Source organism: Flammeovirga kamogawensis, assembly GCF_018736065.1.
In the GTDB taxonomy this organism is placed as follows: Bacteria; Bacteroidota; Bacteroidia; order Cytophagales; family Flammeovirgaceae; genus Flammeovirga; species Flammeovirga kamogawensis.
Window position 1 is genome coordinate 1691586 of sequence record NZ_CP076128.1, and the last position, 20365, is coordinate 1711950.

General features: G+C 33.8%; 12 protein-coding genes. 1 reads left to right on the forward strand and 11 read right to left on the reverse strand.

Translation table 11 applies throughout. From position 1 onward, the window contains the following. Positions 1 to 320 precede the first annotated feature (320 nt). Positions 321 to 1064: a tRNA-uridine aminocarboxypropyltransferase gene (locus KM029_RS06650; RefSeq protein ID WP_260412167.1), complete on the reverse strand. Its 744-nt coding sequence runs from the start codon at positions 1062 to 1064 to the stop codon at positions 321 to 323. Between the two features lie 406 nt (positions 1065 to 1470). Between KM029_RS06650 and KM029_RS06655 the strand changes: the two genes are divergently transcribed. After that, positions 1471 to 2064, forward strand: a complete 594-nt coding sequence (locus KM029_RS06655; protein ID WP_144072525.1) for a hypothetical protein — start codon at positions 1471 to 1473, stop codon at positions 2062 to 2064. A gap of 66 nt (positions 2065 to 2130) precedes the next feature. On the opposite strand, the gene KM029_RS06660 is transcribed toward KM029_RS06655, so the two are convergent. The 10 genes from KM029_RS06660 to KM029_RS06705 all read right to left on the reverse strand — a co-directional run bounded on the left by KM029_RS06660 (position 2131) and on the right by KM029_RS06705 (position 20156). Further along, positions 2131 to 3315 carry a hypothetical protein gene (locus KM029_RS06660; protein WP_144072526.1) on the reverse strand — a complete coding sequence of 395 codons (1185 nt, stop codon included), beginning with the start codon at positions 3313 to 3315 and terminating at the stop codon, positions 2131 to 2133. 143 nt (positions 3316 to 3458) lie between these two features. Then, positions 3459 to 4340, reverse strand: coding sequence for an alpha/beta hydrolase (locus KM029_RS06665; RefSeq protein WP_144072527.1), 882 nt, complete (start codon positions 4338 to 4340; stop codon positions 3459 to 3461). A 2-nt stretch (positions 4341 to 4342) separates the two neighbouring features. Next, on the reverse strand, positions 4343 to 5629 hold the full coding sequence (locus tag KM029_RS06670) for an acetylxylan esterase (RefSeq protein ID WP_144072528.1): 1287 nt from the start codon (positions 5627 to 5629) through the stop codon (positions 4343 to 4345). Between the two features lie 126 nt (positions 5630 to 5755). Next, the gene (locus tag KM029_RS06675; RefSeq protein WP_144072529.1) at positions 5756 to 7564 is read right to left on the reverse strand and encodes a GDSL-type esterase/lipase family protein; all 1809 of its coding nucleotides are present in this window, start codon (positions 7562 to 7564) and stop codon (positions 5756 to 5758) included. Positions 7565 to 7725: 161 nt separating this feature from the next. Beyond that, on the reverse strand, positions 7726 to 9309 hold the full coding sequence (locus KM029_RS06680; RefSeq protein WP_144072530.1) for a GDSL-type esterase/lipase family protein: 1584 nt from the start codon (positions 9307 to 9309) through the stop codon (positions 7726 to 7728). A gap of 8 nt (positions 9310 to 9317) precedes the next feature. Beyond that, positions 9318 to 10901, reverse strand: coding sequence for a glycoside hydrolase (locus KM029_RS06685; protein WP_144072531.1), 1584 nt, complete (start codon positions 10899 to 10901; stop codon positions 9318 to 9320). A gap of 58 nt (positions 10902 to 10959) precedes the next feature. Beyond that, the gene (locus KM029_RS06690; protein ID WP_144072532.1) at positions 10960 to 14112 is read right to left on the reverse strand and encodes a glycoside hydrolase family 2 TIM barrel-domain containing protein; all 3153 of its coding nucleotides are present in this window, start codon (positions 14110 to 14112) and stop codon (positions 10960 to 10962) included. An 89-nt stretch (positions 14113 to 14201) separates the two neighbouring features. Further along, entirely contained in the window at positions 14202 to 15770 is a 1569-nt protein-coding gene (locus KM029_RS06695) for a RagB/SusD family nutrient uptake outer membrane protein (protein WP_144072533.1), read from the reverse strand. A 20-nt stretch (positions 15771 to 15790) separates the two neighbouring features. Beyond that, on the reverse strand, positions 15791 to 18763 hold the full coding sequence (locus tag KM029_RS06700) for a SusC/RagA family TonB-linked outer membrane protein (protein WP_158630982.1): 2973 nt from the start codon (positions 18761 to 18763) through the stop codon (positions 15791 to 15793). A 112-nt stretch (positions 18764 to 18875) separates the two neighbouring features. Then, positions 18876 to 20156 carry a hypothetical protein gene (locus tag KM029_RS06705; protein ID WP_144072535.1) on the reverse strand — a complete coding sequence of 427 codons (1281 nt, stop codon included), beginning with the start codon at positions 20154 to 20156 and terminating at the stop codon, positions 18876 to 18878. Between the last annotated feature and the right edge of the window lie 209 nt (positions 20157 to 20365).

Sequence of the window (20365 nt, forward strand, 5' to 3'; positions counted from 1 at the left end):
ATAAAGTCATATCAAAGTTGAAAATTTTCATTCTCAATAATATAGTTGGTCCACTTCATAGCTTGAAATTTTGTCTTAAAATGACATTATAGAAGTCTTCTTTATATAACTGATAAAAAACAATAACAACTTTCACTAATAAATAATTTAAATTGCTCTGCAAAAGTCCGTATTATATTACCCCCAGACGATAACAATTGATAAGAAATAGATAGTCCATACTCAATGAGATATTTTATTATATAAAATCAAGTACCCAATTTAAATTGTATTTGCTTATAGATTATAAGTGAGCTACAATCCATTGAGTTCTTGATCTCTTATTTTTTATCTTCATCTAACTTTTGCTCGAAAATAATGTTCCTTTCAGTTTTCTTTTTATACATATCCTTAGTAACAATCTTATTTTTTTTACTAGGGCGATAAGAATTATTGTGAGGGTTTAGAATACATTCTACTTGATATTCAAGCATTTTTTCAAAAGGCTTAAGAAATTCTTCTGTATTACAATCCTCTACTTCACCTTCCTTTAGTAAATTTAATACAGTGTAGACAGACTCAATAGTACTTAGACAAAGAGATTCAGGCTGTTGTTTAAGAATAAATTTTGATTTGATTTCATTATCAAAGCTAACTCTTTGTAGTGTTTGTAAGTTCTTACTTAGCTTAAGCATTTTACGAGCACAAGGCCATGTACCATCTAAAATGAAGATGTGTGGATTGTTCCCTAAAAAAGAATTTATTTCTGAGCCAGTTCTTACAGATAAGTTGAAATTTTCCTTTCCTGGATAAAGTAAGAAAGATGAACTTGCTTCATTAGTCAGTATTTCATTTACTCGCTGATTGTCAGTAAAATCAACTCCTACTATAATTTCTGAATTTTCAAGTTGCAGCTTAGTCATACGACCCGTTCCATTTTTTTCTTTATAATACTCCATTGGGTGCATAAGAATAACAAAACGAGTATTTGTTGGTACAGAATTGGTGTGTTTACAAATACATGAACTTGAAGGTCGCATGCATGTGTAACATTTGATTCTTGGATTTTCTATTTCTACTCTCAAAATAAATACCTTTTATTGGCTATAAAATTTGTACAATTCGAGTTTATCACGATTTGTTTTATAAAGATTTCTTCGTCTTAAAAACTTCAAATTCTATATTAAAATGATGTATTTCTACGAAAGTAACAAACTTAACAAATTGTATTATTAGTATTAAATGTTAATCTAATATTTTATTACAAATATCTTTTTTGAATAAATAAGTTTTCAGACTTTCATTTAGATTTTCATGAAGAGTAAATCAAAAATTATTATTTCCATAACATAATTCACATTTAGCCACAAATTACTTTATCAGTATCTCAAATAAGATTCAACAAAATATCACCTATCTTAGAATTATTTGTGAATTTTTGATATATTTAGGCTATCAATCAGCATTAACTCAATAATTAACTCTCAAACAATGGAACAAGATTTCCTAACTTTGTACGACGACTTCACTTTAGGAGTGGCTGCATACAAACGCTTGAAGCATAAAACTTTCATTTTTTGTTACCTCAATGAACAAGGTAAAAAACTTGATAACTTTGATGTAAAGAATTATGGTAAAATTATACATGAAGTATATCCTGAATTAGAAGAATTTGGTTTAGTTGATCAACTAGAAGAAGTTTATCAAACGGGACAGCAAATTATTATCCCTTTTTCTGCCTATTCGGCATTTCCTAACAAGACAATCTTTAGAGCTAATAAAATTAAGAAAGTAGGGAAAGACATGATCATCAATATATACAATGATGAATCTGAGACTTATTCTTATATAAAAGACATTAAAAAAAACAATAACAAGGTAAATGAAGCTTTAGCTATTTTGTCACATCAAATTAGAGGTGATGTTTCTACCTCTTTAGGTTTAATAGAATTGCATAAGCAAAAATTAATTGAGCCTAATAGATTAGAATGCTCGTTAGACCTTGTTAAAAAGAATTTAGAAAATATTGATTTTACTATTCACGATTTGGTAGATGTTTTATTTAAAAAGACTACTGATGAATAAACAAACGTAGGAATATACTTAGACATCGTTAAACTATTTTTTACTATTAACTCTCTTAATTAGCTATTAAAAATAATAACCAATATTCATATTCAATCTAAAATTCCAATTCGCATCCCCATTTCCTTCTGCTAATCCGTAATTGTAATTAGGACCTAACCAAGGGTGGTTCTTACCAAATGCGGCATCAACGTAAGTAATAATTGCACCTGCTTTAATCATACAGCCCGTAACATTTTCGTAAGAATCATGAAGTTTAAATTCTTTCTCTTGAGTTACTTTGTCTACCATACTAAAATCATTGTAAAACTTTAAGGAAGTAAGTGGTCCTAACACTACAGATACAGTATAACTTACACCAAATGTGTATGTACTTGCCTCTGCCGCTACTAAATAAGGAGCACCAAAAGCTGTCATTGCAATTACATCTGTTCTTTCTCCTTTAGGTGCATTTACCGTTTTTTTATAATAAGAAAGTTGTGCCTTCATATTCCATTTCTTATAATCTAAATTATAAAAAACAGCACCCGCTACATGAGTACCTATAGCATACGTATCTAGATTATATAACCCTCCTAGAATTCCAGAAATACCTATTGTTTCTTTAACAGGGCTTTTTGTAAAATGACGTGCTATGCTGCCAGCGAATTGGTTAATCTCTTTGTTTCTATACATATATACTTCTTTTTGGTTATTAGTTTCTTTAAAAGAAGCTACATCATAAGCATACCTACTATTTGAAATATCAGAGTCGTTACCAAATTTTAACTCTTCGGCATTCTTAAAAAATGCAAGAGTATAATAGTAACGTTCATCATTATGAATAAACTTCACTCCCATATCGTAATCATCTTCTAAACCTACATAACAATTTAGGCTAAAAAAGAAATTAGAGGAGTTAAAAGGTGTGTTACCAAAAGGCACTTGTGTTAACCCCAATTCTATTGAGTTTTTGTCCGAAAAATGATAATCAAACCAACCCTTTCTTAACATCATTCCTCCAAAATTGGAAGCATAAAACCTAAAATCTGCTTTAAATCCAATCCCTTTGTATTTCGCTTTTGGTGTTAAAGCAAATGTATCGTAACCAAAGTCTCCCCCCCTTTTCATGGCTTCAGGCTTCCAAGTAGCATAGTTATATGTAAATCTAAGAATACCACCTAAACCTACTTGAGGTTTATCTTGAGCATTAAGGGAAGTAATTAATCCTAAAAAGAAAATTACAATTAGGTATAGTTTAGTTTTTTCCATTTGAAGTGGAAGTTTTAAATGGGTAAGAAAAATAGTCTTATAAATTAGAATTTAAGGGTGATTTTGTAATTGAATGTACTCAGAAGGAATTTATGAATGACGATTTTTATACTCCTCCTAAATACATTCAATTAATAGAAAAGTTACTTTAGTCGTTTTGTCCAATTGATAAATAAATCAACCCATTGATTTGTACCATCAACCTCTCTTCCAGCTCCAAAACCATGTCCTCCAACAGGAAAAATATGGGTTTCTACTGCTGCTCCAACTTTGTGCATTTTCTCTGTATACAGTGTAGTTTCCTTTATAAAACAAATATCATCATCGTAAGCATGTACTAAAAATGCAGGTGGAGTATCTTTACTTACAAAGTTTAATAAAGTATTTTGTTCTATTTCTTCAGGCGTCATTTTACGGTAGTATAAATCATTTTCTAACCATTCTTTATTCGCATCAGACAAATCTGTAACACCATAAATGAACGCAGAAAAATTCGGTCTTTCTTCAATATCTTCTGATGGCCACAACGTTGCCACAGTTGCTAAGTGTCCGCCTGCAGAAAAGCCCATTACTCCTACTTTATCTTTCTTAAAACCGTATTTATTAGAAATTGCTCGCATTAGTTTCAAGCTTCTTCTTGCATCTGTAATAGGAACTAGCCAAGGTGTATCAGAAGATTTTGGATTGGGCAATCTATATTTTAGTACTGCTGCAGTAATTCCACTTTTTGATAATGCTTTTGCTAAATCATACCCTTCATGGTACATTGCTACTAAGCCATATCCTCCTCCTGGAATGATTACAACTGCTTTGCCTGTATTCTTTCCTTTAGCTTTAAAAACCGTTAGAGTAGGCTCTGTAATATCAAAAACACAAGTTGTTCCATAAGCTTCTTCCTCATATTCTTTTAAGTCATTTTCTTTATAAAAAGGTTTTTCTTGCCCTTCCCAAAGGTGAATAACCTCTTGTGCATTTACAGCATTGAAAACCAATAAAAGAAAAAATGATAGTACTATATTTTTCATAATTATTTTACTTTATTCATTTTAAAATAAGCTCTTATTTCTTCAAATTGGCTATCCCACTTTTCATATGTTACCCAATGCCCCTGTGTTTGATCTATAAAATATTTTTTTGGCGATGTGATACGGTTGTAAGCAGAAAAACTAGTTGCAGGAGGGCACACATCATCTTGTAAACCAATTGACATAGATACAGGCACCTTTATTTTGTGCATTAAATTTTTTGAATCAAAATAGCTTAACACATCCAGTACATCGTTCCAATTTTTTGATGGATGAGCGGCTAAGAACTCGTCAATTTCTTCCCAATGCGAAATTGTAAAATATCTTTCCCAATCTGTTAAAAACGGTATACCAGCTACACAAAAAGAAATTCTACTATCTAAAGCTGTTGTAATCATGGCCAACCCGCCACCTTGGGAAGCACCAACAATTGCAATTCTAGATTTATCAACATCATCTCTAGTCATTAAGAAATCCATTGCCCTAATACAATCAAGGTAAATTCCTTTGTAATAAAATTTATTCTGATCTTCTAAACCTCTGTTCCACATTTTATAATGCCTTGGACCTGTATTGTCAGAATTACCATGATCACGCACATTAAATGAGAAGACAATCATGTCATCATATTTATCTTGAGGTTCTAGACTCACAGTGTAGCCAGGTACTTCTAAGATTGTTGGATAAATGCCTTTTTTCTTTGGTACTTCTAACCAACCTCTTACTGTTATTCCATCCGTACTTTGCATTTCCACCTCAAAAAGGTTTGTTTTTGCACTCTTATCCCTTTTAACTTTTTTCAGTTTATAATTCGGTGCTACTGCCGCTAATTCCTTTAAATTATCTTCCCAAAACTGATCAAAATCTTTTGGTTTACGTAATGGTGAACTAATATTTTCCGGATGAGTACCAACAACCGTATACAGTTCTTGTTCTTCTCCTTGATATGTAAATTTGGCTGTTACTCTAAAGAACCCATCTTTCTTAAAACGATAGATGGGGCAATAAGCAGACAGTATAGAGTCTCCTTTTACTTTATAAGGAAATTGTAGCGATTTAAGAGGGGTTCCTTCATCATCTGTGATTACCCAATGTATTTTTAAATCTACATCTTCAGAGGTTTTGTTCTCTATTTGTGCATGGATTTGTAATAAACGATCTGGAAACATTCCCTCATTATGCGGTACTAGTTGTATTGATAGTTTAGTGTTTGTTTCTTCTTGTGCAAAGGCTGTAAAATTTACCACTGTAAAACACAAGGCTAATAAAATTAGGAGATTTTTTTTCATGTTTTTGAATTAATAAAGAGTCACCTCAATTTACCCAATTGAGGTGACTGATACTATAAAATATTCGTCTTATAAACAGCTATTAATTTAACATAAATCAACAGCAAGAATGATGTTATTTCATTACTACTTCTTGATAAATTTAAGTGGTGCTGCATAGCCTTCCACTTTAATTAAATACACACCTTTTGATAGGTTTTGAATCTGAATTTCAGTGCCTTTACCATTTAGTTGCTGTACTCCTTGTACATTGTAAACTTTATAAGTTGGCATTTCATTCTCCATTCCATCTATTGAAAATTTCACTCTATCAACCGATGGGTTTGGATAAATTGTATACTTTAATTCTTGCTCTAAACTCTTCTTAATCAGTTTTTGTCTTCCATTGCTAGATGCTAATTGCATTTCTGCTAAATCAAATTCTACTGTAGAGCTATTTAATGCCTCTAAAATGACATTAATATGCCAAGTTCCTTCTGGTGCTGGTATTGTTGTTAAGATAATTTGTTTCCAATCAGCATCTAAATCAAAAACATCAACACTACCTGCTTCTATCACTTCTTGCCCTTGATTTCTAAATTCATATTTTAATCTTCCTCGTGATCCACTTTGTGTTCTTGCATATACTGATAAATCAAATACATCTCCAACATTAGCAGGAGCTGCATGCATAACACCATAAGTTGGAGGGCATACTAAATAGCTTGTCCCATCATAAGCATCTGTTTTATCTGCTGCGTATTCTGGAAAAGACCAGGTTGCAAAAGGTCTCCAACCATCCGCAAACCCATCTATTAAAGAAGATTCAAAACTACCATTTCCTAAAGAGCCATAAGGTGCAATAGAAGACAATTCGCTAGGTGTTGGTGCTGGTAAGTTTAATTCATTTGCGATATGTGCAGCTAAAATATTTGCAAAACCTGCATGTTCATTTACAACTGTATGATAATCGCTCCAATACCAAGGGAATTTCACAAACGACATATTTGTATCTCCGTTTGCAATTCTTTCAGCAACAAAATCGCCAACATAATCTGCAGGTTCTCCAAAGGCCCACCCTTTAGAATTTGCCATTACAATATGAGCATTTGGGTAATGTGTTCTTAATGTAGTTACTAATTCATTCCAACTGCTTCTCATTACTGCTTCCGTTACACCAGAATAATAATCATTCGCTCCTAAATTAATAACAACTACATCTGGAGTAAATCCCCAATAGTTATTCTCAAAATCCCATTTGTTTACTCTTTGGTTTCCTCCTGTAATATGAATTTTATCGTAATGATCTTTTAAATCTAACTTACGTACAGCATCAGTTACGCCATGTCCACCTGCAGAAAAATTAGAAACTTCTGCATTCAACATTCTGGCCGTCATTGCTGGGTATGTATAATACCCTCCAGATAATCGTGCATATCCTTCATCTCTTACATCCCAAGCTGACCAACCTGCTGCATTACTATCTCCGTAATATTCTATTTTAAGTGAGGGTCTAGCCGAAGGAGGTAAAAGTCCTGTACCATTCTTAATTGTAAAACCTTTAAAAGTAACCTTAGTATCGTATTCGTTTACTTTTACAATCTCCAATGTATGGTTTCCTGCAGAAAGGTTATTTGCTAAAGTAAACACCTGATTTTTAGCGGTAACTTTTATGATTTCTCTGTTATAAGGATCTGCATTTCCATCTACAATAATATATAGAAAACTATTTCCTAATGTGTTAGAAAATGTACCTTCTACTTCTGTTCCATTAAAATTAATTTTTATTGATGTACTTGGAAGACTAAAAACAGGAGCATCTGGGGTCTTCATTGTCATTCTTCCAGAATACTGAATATAGTTGTTTGATGGAGTGACATTGATAGTCTGTGCGATAACAGTACTTTGTAATGCAAAAAGCACTACAACAATCAAAAAATTTGTAATTGTGTTCATAGTTAATTTTAAATTGTAGAGAATATGAGCTTGGTTAAAATATCCTCGTGTAAATTAATTCATTCCAATAAATTATAGCATTCTAGAATTGCCGGCATTTAGTCTAGTTGCTATTTACTTTGTTATAAAACAGTTCTTTATATTAAATTCAGAAGGTAAAATCACTTACCTAAATCTTTGTTCTTAGTTGAGTTGCTTGTAACAGATATAGCTTCCATTGCTACTGCATCAAACTTTACTTTATTGTTTACTCCTGCCTTTAAAACAACATTTATTTGCCAAGTGCCTAACGGAGCTTCTTCAGATAGAAACTGTACTTTTGTCCAGTTACTTGTAACCGTACACACCTTATTATGTTTTGTAATTACTTGCTGTGCTTGGTTTCTAAATTCATAACCTAAAATTCCAGTACCTTTCGTTCCTTTTACCCACACAGAAATTAAATATTTATCTCCTTTTTGTGCTTTTACTGCTTGATGAATCCCTCCATTTTCTTCACACTCAACATAAGCCTTTCCTTCTTTTGCATTAGATGTATTGACTATAGTTTTTGCTTCTGCAGAAGAAATTGGACGCCATCCATCTGGTCTTATTTTTAAAATACTGCTTTCAAAAGAGGTATTCCCTAACAGTTCTCCTTCTTTAGGAAAACATGAATATTGATTTGGTTTTGGCTTATCCCATCCTTTTACTTTAGCAATATGTGCTGCTAGAATATCTGCAAAACCTGCTTGTTCTGAAATAACTGCATGATCTGGCCCCCACAACCAAGGAAATTTGACATAAGAAATATTGTGTTCTCCATTTAATTGAAAATCTTTAATCATTTCCTTTATGTAATCAGTCGGTTCGCCAATAGCCCAACCTTCTGAATTTGCAAGTACAATGTGTGTATTTTGATAATGCGTTCTCAATAAATAAGTAACAAAGCGTTTCCAGCTTTCAATTTGCTCGGCTTTGGTTGCCCCATTATAAAAGTCGTTTGCTCCTAAATTGATAACTACAACATCTGGTTCTTTATTGATATAATTGTTTTCAAAATCCCAATAATTAGTAGATGGGTTATCTGTTTTAATATGGATTTTATTATAATATCTTGACAGGTCTCTTTCTCCCATTTTTGGTGTTATTCCGTACCCTCCTGCAGAGAAGTTGACATATTCTGCATTTAATGCTCTTGATACAAATCCTGGATAAGTAAAATAACCTTCACTTTCGTTATCACCTCCTTGGTCTCTGTCGTTCCATGCCGACCAACCCGAAGGGTTTGAATCTCCATAAAACTCTATAAATCTTTTTGGTTTTGCCTTTAAAGCGTATGTGTTATTTGAGGGAATATCAAACCCATAAAAAGAAACCATACTCCAATACTCGCTTACTTTAACAAGTTCTACAGTATGAAAAGTGTCTGATAAATTCGTTGCAATTTCGTAGCTTTTTTTTGTACCTGAAACCTCTATTATAGTTCTATTGTATGGTGTAGCTTTTCCATCAACAATTACATATAAATAGCTTTTGCCATTACCATCAAAATTATTACTTGATAAAACCGCATTGATGGCCGTTCCTTTAAAGCGAACTTTAATAGCACTACTTGGCATACTAAAAGTAGGAACTTTCGGGTTAGAAAATTCGATACGTCCAGTGTACTGAAGATGTGGATTATCAGGGTAAATATTAATTGTTTGTGCTGTTACAATTCTAGAGAAGAAAAGTAACAACACAATTAGATCAAAGAGTTTCATATGAGAGCTTATTTAGATATTACATAAGTTGTAATAGACTTAGGAGTAATCACTACAGGTGCATTAACCTCTTGTTCTCCTATATATTCTAGGTTTTTAGAAGAAGATGTTTGGTACATTTTCATCTCTTGATTATCCATTGCCTCTCCATCAAAATTAAAATTGATGGTATACTCGTAATCGTTATAATTGACCAGAACTAAAACAACTTTACTTCCATCTGAAGTTGCATATGCAGACGCCATAATTCTTTTTTGAGTAAAAGGATCATCGTTCGTTTTACCAAACAATTGATTTATCTCAACTCTATACATTCCTTTATCGATAAAGCGACTATAATTGCCCATTGCATAAAGCATTTTAGAAGTTTGGTAACTACCTCCAGTTTCAGATTTATCTATATAAATAAGCCCATCTTTATAATCATATGGGCTTGCTGCAATCCACCATTGCCAAGCAGATGCATTGGCTTCTGTAAGGTCGTAATGCATTACTCTTGCTAAGTAAAGTCCCATATCAATAGTTAAATCTCTTCCATTACCATCAATATTTTCTTCGTTATCACCCATAATACAATACTCCGACATATTGTATTTTAAGGTAGGGTTCGTTTCTTTTATTTTACTCCAAACTTGTTGGCGCATTGGTGCTAACTTACTTTGTTCGGTAGTCCAATAACTATGCCCCGCAACACTTTTAGAAAGGTGATTTAAACCGGCTACAGAGTTACTCCCCGATCCATAAAAATCTTCTATCTGATTATCTTTACCAGGTCTATTAGTTCCTGTTTTATAGAGGTAATCTATTTGCCCTGCCTCTGTTAATTCTATTTTTGTAGCTAAACCTTTTTCTGTGATTTTAGCATCAAGTTTTCTTACTAAATCAGCTACTTCTTCATTTGTGAAAGGACAACCTTCTTGCCCAGATGAACTATCCCAATCCCATTGAGTTTCGTTTACTGGACTTATATCATTCAACGTAATACCTTCAATATCTTTTAACTGTTTTGCGACATCTGTTAAGTACTCTGCAAAGTTTTCAAACTCTTCTGTTGCTAAATTTGACGCCTGTGCAGTAGATGTATTTGCTTTTCCGTTCTTTGTCATCTGAACTGGTGCACTATTAGAGAAACCAATAAATTTATCTACACCACGTTGTTTTGCTGCTTGTAAAAACCAACGCTGACCAGCTTGTTTTGTCCAATCGTACGTACCGTTATCTAATAAAAAGCCTTCTGTTCTTCTCCAGGGGTCATAAATATCACTGTTACTCCCTTGAGCTACAGAACCTGCCCCAATATTAAAACGCCAAATGTTTAAGCCAATTCCTTTCGGAGAACCAGTATCATCCATTTGTGTAGAAAATAATAAATCGGCTATTTCGTTTTTTGTTGATTCAGGCCATTTTCCAACATGTTGCATAGACCACGCATCAGAAGCTCCAAAACCATCAATTACTTGATATTTATCTGATAATCTAATTGTTAAAGTCGTATCTCCTAAACTGTTATCTTCATTTCTTGTCGTATTATCATCATTACAAGCTGTAATACTTAAAGAAACAAGTGCCAAATAAATCCATTTTAATTTCATTAGATCTGTATTTTTATTCAAAAGGCGAAGAACTTTACTTCTCCGCCTCTCTCACTGTTTATTTGCCTAATTCTTTATTTTCTTTATCTGTTTCTGAAACAGGTATCATGGTAAAACCATACGAATAATTATCTGCTAATAATCTGTATTCATCGTGTGGTAAATACCCCCAGCTATTGTCTCCTCCAACACCTCTTTGTTTTAAGTCAACATTTAAAACAACAACATCTCTTTGGTAAACATCATTAATATGTCTTTGTCCTTTTTCAATACCTGGATCAAAGTCTGTAATATAATTATGCAAGGCAGATACACTTAAAGGTTGGTTACCAACTACTTTAATACCAACACCTTCTTTATTTAAAAGTGATAACCAACGCACATCTGTTTTATTACCATTCTCTTGAGGTCTTAAATATGCATGGTATTGCTCTGCTACTGTGCTTTTATAAATACCAACTGTTGTCGCATTGTTTCTATCCTGATAATTTTCTACAGGACCACGACCATAATATTTAAAGTTATCAAACTGTGCAGGTAATTCCATCATCATACCAAAACGAGGCAGTTCTGGAAGTTCTTTTACTGCTGATAAATCCATATCGATAGCTACAGCAATTTGTCCGTTTCCACTAATGGTATAGGATAAATGGTAATCGCTTTGAACATCTTTTAAGAAATAAACTACATCAACAACAACTTGTCCGTTTACTTCTTTCACATCCATAGATTTTACAGACTTATTTCTTGATGCAGAACGCCAAACATTACTTTCTTTTGCCATGTGATTACCAAAATCGTTATCTACAGGTGCTCTCCAAAAGTTTGGCTGTGGTGCCTTCTTCAATAAATCAACTCCTTTGTAAGTCCATTGTGCTACTTCTCCCCATCCATTAATCCAAACTTGAGTATCTTCTGTTTTTACACCAATCCAATCACCCTCTTTTTCAACTTCTGGTTTTCCTTCTATAGCTGTTTTCTTTGCAAAAAACTGACCTTCACCAATCATAAATTGATCATGTGCAATAGAGTGTCCTTTAGGAATCATTTGAGTTGCTTCTTTGGTAGTTACATCAAAGTTCAAGAAATATTCTACCCCTTCTTCTTGTACTAATTCTGGTAAAGCAACCGTAATATCTTTTGTTTGGTGAGGAGCAATATTTAAAGCTACATCACCCGATTTAATTACTTCTCCGTTCTTTGTTACAGTATAAGAAGCTGCATACTTAGCTAAGTTTGTAAAATCAAATTCGTTAGTAATTGTAATACTACCATTTGCTACATCTTTTGCTTTAAACTGTACATTTTGATGTACATATTTCACCTCATATAAACCTGGATGAGGCTTACGATCTGGATCTACTAAACCGTTTAAACAAAAGTTTTCTTGGTTGGGATACATCTGAGAATTGAAATCTCCGCCGTAAGCCCAATACATATTTCCGTTTTCATCATGTGTTTGAATACCTTGATCTACCCAATCCCAAATAAATCCACCTTGCATATGGGGTTGACTACGAACTACATCCCAAATTTCTTTAAAGTTACCGTTCGAGTTCCCCATAGCATGTGAGTACTCACACATAATAAATGGTCTTGTTTTGTCTGTTGCATCTGCATATGCTTGAATTTGCTCCATTGGAGGATACATTGGACAAACAATATCTGTATCTCTTTTCTCTCCAGCTTGTTCAAACTGAACAGGACGAGTTGTATCTCTTTCTTTTAACCAATCATAGATTTTGAAGAAAGTATCTCCATTTCCACATTCGTTACCCATAGACCATAAAATAACCGAAGGATGGTTTTTATCACGTTCTACCATACTTTTTACACGGTCAAAATGTGCTTCGTACCACTCTGGATTATAAGCTGTATGACGAGCCGTATCAAAAGTTCCTTGATGTTCTGCTCCTAAACCGTGTGCTTCAATATTTGCTTCATCTACTAGATATAAACCAAATTTATCAGCTAGATCATACCAACGTGTATCATTTGGATAATGACTTAAACGTACTGAGTTAATGTTATTTTGTTTCATTACCTCAATATCTTTCATCATCATTTCAACTGTATTTGCATGACCTCTTGTTGGGTGATGTTCATGTAAGTTGACACCTTTTACTAGAACAGGCATTCCATTTACATACAACTGACTATTTTTAATTTCAACTTTACGGAAACCTACTTTAGAAGATGTAGCATTTACTACATTTCCTTTATTATCTTTTTGAGTAATAACCAACGAATATAAATAAGGATCTTCTGCACTCCAACGGTTTACTTTAGCTAGTTTACCAGAAACTTTCACCTTTTTCTCTTGCCCTTTTACAACATTAATTGTTGCTTTTTTAGAAAGAACTTTCTTTAAGTTTTTATCAAACAAAGCTACTTCTACAGCACCTGAATATGTTTTATCTGCCTTATTTACTAAATCAACAGCTACATTGAAAAGACCATTTTTATATGATTTATCTAAAGATGCAGTTACTTCAAAATCTCTAATATGTGCTTTTGGGGTAGCGTAAAGATATACCTCTCTATCAATACCGCTCAATCTCCACATATCTTGATCTTCAAGATATGAACCATCAGACCAACGATACACCTCTACTGCAATTTGGTTATCGCCCTCTTTTACAAAGTCAGTGATATTAAATTCTGCTGGTGTTTTAGAACCTTGAGAGTATCCAACTTTCTCTCCATTCACCCATAAATACATTGCAGAACGCACACCTGCAAAATGGACAAATACTTCTTTACCACTATAATTTGTTGGCAAAGTAAAAGTACGTTTATAAGAACCTACAGGATTGTCGTTATGAGGAATATTAGGAGGATCGACAGGTACAAATGGGTATTCTACATTTGTATAAATTGGTGTTCCAAAACCTTTTAATTCCCAATTAGACGGTACTTCAATATCTGCCCAATCTGCTGTATTGTAATCGTTTTTATAAAAATCTAGTGGACGTTCAGAAGGTTTGATTACCCAATTAAATTTCCAAGTTCCATTTAAAGATAATGTTGTTTCAGCTACTTGCTTTTGATTAGCAATTGCCTCTGCTTCAGAATTGTATAAAGTAAAAGTAGCATGTGCCGCTTCTTTATTTTCTGCTATTACTTTAGGATTTTCCCAATCGTTTACTTTTTGTGCATTTGCAAAAAAAGAAGTTGCAAGGAGTGCTCCCACTATCAAAAATTTCTTCATTTGTTTGTTCTCTTAAATTCAGGTTAATAAGATGAGGTATTTTGGCACTCCCTTTTACAGGAGCACCTTTTTATATAGTTTTAGGTTATTTAGTATCCTGGATTTTGTTTCACAGCCCCATTAGATAAATCTATTTGAGTCTGAGGAATTGGAAAAACAATATGCTTGCTTTCATTCCATAACGATCCTTTATTATTTCCTGCATCGTAATCAGTATTTGAATTCATGTTATAATCCACAAAATCTCCAATTACTTGTGTCATACGACCCGTTCTTTTTAAATCATAAAAACGCTCTCCCTCCATTGCTAATTCTAAACGACGTTCTTTATAGATATCACTTAATAATTGAGCTCCAGAAGAATTTATTAATGCCATTCCATGTCCTGCTGCTGCGTTATCAATTGCTCTTTGACGAACTTGATTTACATAATTCTTAGCAGAACTTTGATCACCAGTATGATAAGCTGCTTCTGCCGCCATTAAAAGAACATCTGCGTAACGTATGATTTTGTATTGGTATGGATCATTATAATATTGTCCAGTTCTTGCAGAAGATTTTAAAAACATCTTTCTATTAATTCTACCTGATGCATTAGATCCATCATTCTCATTGTCTGCAAAAGCATAATACGGTGTTCCCGTAGCATCTGGGTTACCATCTCCATCTAATTTATCCATATGCTTAATCATAGTGAATCCTTTACGGGGATCGTCTGAACCAAAAGCAATATCAAGATTACTTGATGGTGTATCAAAACCCCATCCATTTACATTTCCATTCTGACTAGAGCGTGAACCCGATACTGTTGGAAATGATGCACCTAAAGCAAAAGACATATCATTAGATGTTTGAATTTCAAAAATAGACTCTAATGAATTTCTTGTTGTTCCATCCCAAAGTGTTGATAAAGATGATTCTAAAGAATAGCCCCCTTTCATTACTTCTCTAGATTGTGCTAAAGACTCTGTCCATTTACTTTGGTATAAATATACTTTGGCTAATAATGCCTGCGCTGTTCCTTTAGTAATTCTACCTAACTCATCAGAACCTTGTGCAGATCTTGTTGGTAAATGAGGAATTGCTGCTAATAAATCTGACTCAATAAAAGCCCACGTTTCTGCTTCAGTACTTCTTGGTTTTTCTGCATCTTCTTCTCTAGATTCTGCATCCATAATAATTACTCCACCAAAGTTTCTAACCAAACCAAAGTACTGGTAGGCTCTTAAAACTTTTGCTTCTGAAACTATTTGATCTTTAATTTCTTGGTCATCAAAAGGTGCATTTGGAACCCTATCAATTACTATATTGGCATGGTAAATACCTTTGTAACTATAATTCCACTCTTGCTCTAACCACTCATTCTGAGGCGTGATATCAAACTTAGAAAGTAAAGAAAAATCTAGCTGATCTGAATAGCCATCAAAAGCATCATCAGAACAAACGTCTCCTACATATCTAAAGAAATCTTTATAATACCAATCATCACCACTTAACCAGTAATAAGATGCCATTAAACCTTGAGTGGCTTCTTTTTCATTCTGATAAAAGTTATCTACAGTCTGCACTCCTTGAGGAGGATTATTTAAGAAATCTGAACACCCTACAGTTCCAGATAGAAGTGCAGAAGCGATTATATATTTTGCTAATGTTTTCATTATCGTATCTCGTTTGTTGATTAGAAGTTAAAGTTTACACCCATCATGATAGTTCTTGGTGTTGGGTAAGCACCCCAATCAATACCTCTATCAAGAAGTCCATTTGAACTACCATTTACATCTGGGTCCATACCGTCATAACCTGTAATAGTAAATAGGTTTTGAGCAGATGCAAAAACTCTTAATTGCTCAACATTCTTGATTTTATTAAACGTATAACCAACTTGGATATTTTGAAGTCTCAAGAACGATCCATCTTGTATATAAAGACTCGAGAATCTATGGAAGTTTGCAGTCTGACTAGCACCATCTAAACGTGGGTAGAAATTTGTTGATCCTTCTCCAGACCATGATCTATCTGCTACTCCTTGTTGAATATTTGTGTTTCCTAAATCACCTGAGTAAGTATATGGAGCCATTCCATTAATGATGTCATTACCATATGTTCCTTGGAAAGTCATTGATAAATCAAACCCTTTGTATGTACCATTTAAAGTTAAACCAAATACTACATCTGGTTCTGGGTTACCAATATATTGTCTATCCTCATCAGAAATAACACCATCACCATTCAGGTCTTTAAAACGGATATCGCCAACAGCAGCATTTGGCTGAATTAGTTTCCCTTCGTTAGTTGCATGGCTATTAATTTCTTTTTGATTTTGGAATACACCATCGTGTACAAAACCATAGAACCCAGCAACCGTACTTCCTACAGTAGTTCTTGTCATGTAGTTTACTCTTTGAGATGATCCACCCCAAAGTGACTCTCCTTCTTTCGATAACTCAACTACTTGAGATCTTGCTTGAGATAAGTTTAAAGATGCCCCAAAAGTCCAATCTGTTTTATTTAAATTGTAAGAGATGTTTGCATCCCAACCTCTTGTATTCATACTACCAACGTTAGCATAAATAAGTCCTGGATGTCCTGGGAAGCCCAAATGTGGAGGTACATTTTTTTGCATCAACATATCTTTTGTTGTTCTGTCGAACCAGTCAAAAGTAAATGTGAATTTATCGTTCATGATTCCAACATCAATACCGATATCAATATCCTCTACAGTTTCCCATTTTAAATTAGGGTTACCAATAATTGCTGGAGCTAAACCTGGAGCTCTATTCCCATCAACTCCATAAACGTAATCGTAATTAGTTAATGTAGTTAGGTAGGCAGTGTTGTCTGGAATGGCTTGGTTACCCACTTGTCCCCAGCTACCTCTAAGTCTTAATTGAGACAACCAGTCGGCATTTTCTAAAAATGCTTCATTAGAGGCATTCCAACCTAATGATATTGAAGGGAAAGAAGCCCATTTGTTCTCATCTGGGAACCTCGAAGAACCATCTATTCTAAAATTGGCAGTCATGAAGTAACGCTCATCATAAGAATAAGATAATCTTGCAAAGCCCGATGCTAATGAGTTAATATCATTTGTACCCCATCCTCTAAAGCCGTCTTGTGCAGCTTCTGGATATCTTAAATTTGGATTATTACTAGGTACATTTAACCCAGATGCTCCAGCAGTTTGATGATTTAAACGTTCCATTGCCATACCAATCATTCCAGAAACACTATGCTTGCCAAACACCTTTTGATACGTTAATGTATTATTCCACACATAGTTAGATTGAATATTCTGATCTCTCTGTGCTTTAGTAATTTCATTAAAATCATTTGGTCCGATAGAGTACTCAGGAGAAAAAGAATTTGCCTGCCATGTACTATAATAATACCCTAATTGAGTTTTAAAGGCTAATCCCTCTGCGATTTCGTAATTAAGATATGTATTTGAGAATATCTTATTTTGGATTTCATTGTAATCATTTCTAGCCACTCTACCTGCTAAGTTCGGTACATCGTTACTAGATGGTGCGTAAATACTGTATTGATTTAAGCCTTGTTGCTCATCAATTGGTTTATAAACAGTGTCAGTTGGTCTTAATCTTACTGCATCAAAAGGAATACTTCCTGCTCCATGTATAGTTTTTGATGGAGTGATTGAAAAAGTTTGACCTATAGTTACTTTATCAGATAATTGAACATCTAAGCCAAATCTACCTGTAAACCTTTCGTAGTCATATCCTTTTAAAACCCCTTCTTGAGAATAATAGTTACCACTGATGTTGTATCTTATTTTCTCCGATCCTCCTGTAATATTAATGTTATAATCTTGAATTGGAGCAGCATCATTTTGTACTTCATTGAACCAATTTGTATCTGCACTACCAAGGGTTGTTGTACTACCAATCATTCCCATAGCTCTTTTATACTCTTCTGCATTGGCTATTAGTGGTGTTCTTGCAACAGATTGAACACCCGCAGAAGCATCTACAGAAACACGCATAGTTCCTTCCGTTCCTTTAATTGTAGTTACGATAATTACACCGTTAGAACCTCTTGAACCATAAATTGCTGAAGATGCTGCATCTTTTAATACATGAATTTCTGCAATATCTTTTGGGCTTAAAAATGAAATATCCTCTACAATTGCCCCATCTACAACATATAATGGAGTGTTACCATTTAATGTACTAATACCACGTATGTTTATATTTGGTGATTGCCCCGGAGCTGTACCTGATTGAGAAACCTGAACACCACTTACTCTACCTTGTAATGAAGTTGCTACATCTGAAGTAGCCATTTTTCTTAGCTCATCTCCATCTGCTGAAGAAATTGCAGAAGAAACTTCACTCTTTTTTTGAGTACCGTAACCTACAACTACTACTTCTTCTAATTGCTCTGCATCTTCTTCTAAAGTTGCATTTATTATTGATTTATTTCCGACTGTAATTTCTTGAGAGAAAAAGCCAATATAAGAGATAACTAATACATCTTCTGGTTTGGCTGAAAGGCTATAATTACCATCAAAGTCTGTTGTAGACCCAATTGATGTTCCTTTTATCAATACAGTTACTCCAATTAATGGCTCTCCAACATTTGAAGTTACTGTACCTGTTATTTTTTGATCTTGAGCCCAAACATTGAGCGCCATTATTATTCCGAGGAATAAAAAAAGTAATCGTTTTTTCATTGTCTTTGTTGAATTAGAAATTGAGAGTATTTCCGAGTAAATGCAATCACTAACTCGGGAAAGTTTAGCCACCCTACTGTTTAACAACAGTACAAATATTTGTTATTGTGTTTACTGTAATTTTATAAGAACCCGGACTACTGATATAATATGGTATATATAAATCCGAATCTACATTTGTTACTTCTACTGGCGGAGTTAGCGGCCAAGAATCATTACCTGTTGGATTTTCTCCATTCTGATCTACACCATAATTAATTGGATTATAATCTGATGTTTGCCCTAAAAATGCAAAGAAAACACCGTATTCACCTGTAGCGTCGTCCCAAGGAATATCTTTAAATGTATAAGTCCCTTCAAAAATACCTTCAGAACTCCTTGTCATTTCTGTAGCTAATGATGGATTGTACCATGAGTTATCATCTAATCCATCAATTCCTCCAGAAATAATATACATTTGCTCTGGTGCTGGAGGTAAAGGAGCTTGGGTTAATTTAATAGTTAACTCCATTGTTTCTATATTAAACAACACTTTATATTTACCTGGGCTATCGTAAAACGAAAGTGGTTGAATATTGTAAAAACCTGGTTCTGAATCCCAACTTGGAATTGAGGCATTTTCATCAGTTACCATTGGGAAAGTCATCTCGCCAGCATTTTCATCAAATATCACATAACCAGGATAATTACTACTTTCTTCATAGTTATTTCCATTCCACCACCAAGAAGTATCATGGAAAGATGGATCTACATTTTCTACATCAACTACTGCATTAAAAGGAAGTACTCCTGAAGTTTGACCAATAATAGCCAATGCTACACCCCAACTATCGGCTCCACCGCCACCCATAAATTCTACATCTACAGAGTATATATTTGGGTCAGTCTCAGATCTTTTCATTAAGAGTGCATTAGCAGGTGTTGTCCACTCTGCATTTACACCTACTAAATTATGCCCGTGCAAATAAATATTCTGAGAGTCGGTAACTTTAGCTAATTGCGTAGCTTTTGTAGTATTTCCACCAATACTTGTTGCTGTTAGTTCTATAGATGCTTCATCTTTTGCATCTGCAGGAATTGCAAATGTGTAATTTAAATCAAAAGTTTTAGGCATTTCATCCTTCAACTCTATTACTCTATCTAAATCCCATTCGGGTTGATATAAGTGTATATTACTTAATCCCAATTCGTGAGAAATTGTGGCTTGAATCTGCATATTCTCGCCTCTTGTTACATCTACTGACTCTGCTGTATTAATAACAGGATTAGTAGGATCATTGATTTCATCCTCTTTACAAGATTGGAAGAGTAAGCCAATCAGAAGGATATTTAATAAGTAAAGTTTAGTTCTCATAAGTCAGTTGAAACTATTGAAGATAATAAATTCATTTCATGTTGCTTTTACGCTTACAAATATGAAAGGCACAATTTTAAAACGGGTCTTTTAATTATTTTAATCAAAGGGTCAAATCATTACACAGTAATTTACCTATAGAACAACAAAAGGTACAAATCAGTATATCAGCAGATCAAACAAAACTCAAACAACTAATATTCAGCTAC

Coding starts and splice junctions, on each gene's coding strand:
- KM029_RS06655 (WP_144072525.1), top strand. CDS start 1,471: ATGGAACAAGATTTCCTAACTTTGTACGACGACTTCACTTTAGGAGTG.
- KM029_RS06660 (WP_144072526.1), bottom strand. CDS start 3,315: ATGGAAAAAACTAAACTATACCTAATTGTAATTTTCTTTTTAGGATTA.
- KM029_RS06665 (WP_144072527.1), bottom strand. CDS start 4,340: ATGAAAAATATAGTACTATCATTTTTTCTTTTATTGGTTTTCAATGCT.
- KM029_RS06670 (WP_144072528.1), bottom strand. CDS start 5,629: ATGAAAAAAAATCTCCTAATTTTATTAGCCTTGTGTTTTACAGTGGTA.
- KM029_RS06675 (WP_144072529.1), bottom strand. CDS start 7,564: ATGAACACAATTACAAATTTTTTGATTGTTGTAGTGCTTTTTGCATTA.
- KM029_RS06680 (WP_144072530.1), bottom strand. CDS start 9,309: ATGAAACTCTTTGATCTAATTGTGTTGTTACTTTTCTTCTCTAGAATT.
- KM029_RS06685 (WP_144072531.1), bottom strand. CDS start 10,901: ATGAAATTAAAATGGATTTATTTGGCACTTGTTTCTTTAAGTATTACA.
- KM029_RS06690 (WP_144072532.1), bottom strand. CDS start 14,112: ATGAAGAAATTTTTGATAGTGGGAGCACTCCTTGCAACTTCTTTTTTT.
- KM029_RS06695 (WP_144072533.1), bottom strand. CDS start 15,770: ATGAAAACATTAGCAAAATATATAATCGCTTCTGCACTTCTATCTGGA.
- KM029_RS06700 (WP_158630982.1), bottom strand. CDS start 18,763: ATGGCGCTCAATGTTTGGGCTCAAGATCAAAAAATAACAGGTACAGTA.
- KM029_RS06705 (WP_144072535.1), bottom strand. CDS start 20,156: ATGAGAACTAAACTTTACTTATTAAATATCCTTCTGATTGGCTTACTC.